Source organism: Candidatus Margulisiibacteriota bacterium, assembly GCA_041658645.1.
GTDB lineage: Bacteria > Margulisbacteria > WOR-1 > O2-12-FULL-45-9 > XYB2-FULL-48-7 > JBAZZV01.
In genome coordinates, this window is the sequence record JBAZZV010000031.1 from 1 (window position 1) to 2754 (window position 2754).

Below are 2754 nucleotides of genomic sequence, written 5' to 3' on the forward strand. Positions count from 1 at the left end.
AAACATATGTTTGATAAATTTACTCATAAATCGCAAGAAGCGATCATCAACGCGCAAATCATCGCGCAAGATTCCGGCCAGCAGCAAATTGAAGCGCTGCACCTCTTATCTGCCCTATTGGAACAGCCGGACAGCCTGGTTAAAGTCGTGCTTGAAAAAATTGGCATCAACCTGGACGATTTGATGGATCGGGTAGACGACGAGATCGATCGTCTGGCCAAGACGCCGATTACCGGCGTGGTCGGCACGGTCCAAGGCACGGCCGAGGTGGCGATGGTTTTTGAACGTTCTAAAAAAGAATCGGAGAAGATGAATGACGAGTTCATCTCCACCGAGCATCTTTTGCTTGCCATCATCGGCATCAAATCGCGCTCTCAGGAAGTACTGCTTGGCGCCGGCGTCAGTTATGAACCGCTGGCCAAACTGTTAAAGGACTTGCGCGGCAGCCACAAGATAACTGACGCGGATCCGGAAAGCAAATATAAAACATTGGAAAAATATGCCATCAATTTGACCGCGATGGCGCGGGCGGAAAAACTTGATCCGGTCATCGGCCGCGACGAGGAAATTCGCCGCATTATGCAGATTCTTTCCCGCCGCACCAAGAATAATCCGGTCCTGATCGGCGAGGCCGGCACCGGCAAGACAGCCATTGTTGAGGGTCTGGCCCAGCGGATTGTCGCCGGCGACGTGCCGGAAACCCTGAAAGGCAAAGAATTGGTCTCCTTGGATCTTGCCTCTTTAATCGCCGGCGCAAAATTCCGCGGCGAATTTGAAGACCGGCTGAAAGCGGTTTTGCGCGAAATAAAATCCCAGGACGGAAAAATAATCCTATTTATTGACGAACTGCACACCCTGGTCGGCGCCGGCGCTTCGGAGGGCGCGATGGATGCTTCTAATATGCTGAAGCCGGCGCTCGCCCGCGGCGAACTGCATGCCGTGGGCGCCACCACCACCAAAGAATATCAAAAATATATTGAACGCGACGCGGCGCTGGAACGGCGTTTTCAGCCGATTTACGTTTCTGAGCCGAGCGTGGAAGACGCGATTGCCATTCTGCGCGGCATCAAAGAAAAGTATGAAATCCACCATGGGGTGCGCATCACTGACGACGCGCTGATTGCCGCGTCCAAACTTTCCTACCGTTATATCACTGACCGCTTCCTGCCGGATAAGGCGGTTGACCTGATGGACGAGGCGGCCTCTTCCCTGCGCCTGGAGATTGACTCCTGTCCGCAGGAGCTGGACAACTTACGCCGCGAAATCAAACGGCTGGAGATTGCCAAAGCGGCTGTTTCACGCGAACAAAAAACCGGCGCCAAGTTGCGCGGCATCAACCGCGAACTTTCCGAATTGAAAGAAAAAGCCGGCGAGCTGGAACTGCGCTGGCAGAACGAAAAAGAAGCAATCTCCAAAATCCGCGAATCAAAGAAAAAAATTGACGCGCTCAAAGCGCAGGCGGAAATCATTGAACGCAAGGGCGACGATCTGACCAAGGTCGCGGAGATTCGCTACTCGCAAATTCCTGAATTGGATAAAGAAATCAAAAAACAGGAAGCGCGTCTGGTGAAAATCCAACAAAGCGGCAAGCGGATTTTAAAAGAAGAAATTGACGAACAAGATATTGCCAAAGTTGTCTCTCGCTGGACCGGTATTCCGGTGCTGAAGATGTTGGAGTCGGAGGCGCATCGATTGGTTAAAGCCGAAAACGAACTGTCTAAGCGGGTGATTGGCCAGGAGGAGGCAATCGGCAAGGTGGCCAACGCTTTGCGGCGCTCGCGCGCCGGCATTGCTGAAGAGAAAAAACCAATCGGCACCTTCCTGTTTGTCGGCCCAACCGGCGTCGGTAAAACTGAACTGGCAAAAGCCTTGGCTGAATTTATGTTTAACGACGCGAACGCGCTCATCCGCTATGATATGAGCGAATATATGGAAAAACACAGCGTCGCTAAATTCATCGGCTCGCCTCCGGGTTATGTCGGCTTTGAGGAAGGCGGACAGCTGACGGAAAAAATCCGGCGCAAGCCTTACAGCGTGGTGTTGTTTGATGAGATAGAAAAAGCCCATCCGGAAATCTTCAATGTTCTGTTGCAAATTCTGGACGACGGACAGCTGACCGATTCCAAGGGCCGGCTGGTAAGCTTCAAAAATTCCATTATTATTATGACCTCTAACCTCGGCAACGAGGTAATTAAAGAATATTCCATCGGTTTCTCCTCCGGCGGCGCGAGCGAGCTTGACCGCGCCAACGAACGCAGCGCGGAGCTTAAGGAAAAAATTGACCGCATCCTGCGCGACCATTTCAAACTGGAGTTTTTGAATCGCATCGACGAAATTATTCTCTTCAAGAATTTGAGCCGCGAGGTGCTGGCCAAAATCGTTGATCTGGAGCTGGAAAAGATAACCGCCAGATTGAAGAACAAAGAAATCACCATCCGCATCGCCCTCAAGGTGAAAAAGATGCTCGCTGACAAGGGTTTTGACCCGACCTTCGGCGCGCGGCCGCTGAAACGGATTATCCAGACCAAAATTCTGGATGAACTGGCTATGGAAATTATCGAAGGCAAAATTAAAGAAGGCCATACTGTCAATATTGATCTTGGTCTCAAAGACAGCGTCGTGCTCAATGTGGCGAACAAATAATAGATATTAAAAGAGGCGTAAGCTATACCGCCTCTTTTGTTTTTTGACATATTTGTCCCTTGATCCATTTTATTGTATAATAGTAGAATATAAAAGCATAATTGCTAAATG

General features: G+C 50.5%; 1 protein-coding gene. It reads left to right on the forward strand.

Going from position 1 to position 2754, the window contains the following annotated elements:
- Positions 1 to 6 precede the first annotated feature (6 nt).
- Complete coding sequence (locus WC903_09250; protein ID MFA5894131.1) at positions 7 to 2643, forward strand: AAA family ATPase; 2637 nt, start codon at positions 7 to 9, stop codon at positions 2641 to 2643.
- Positions 2644 to 2754: the final 111 nt, after the last annotated feature.

Bases quoted from the DNA above. Each gene is read 5' to 3' on its own strand.
- WC903_09250 (MFA5894131.1), top strand. From the start codon at position 7: ATGTTTGATAAATTTACTCATAAATCGCAAGAAGCGATCATCAACGCG.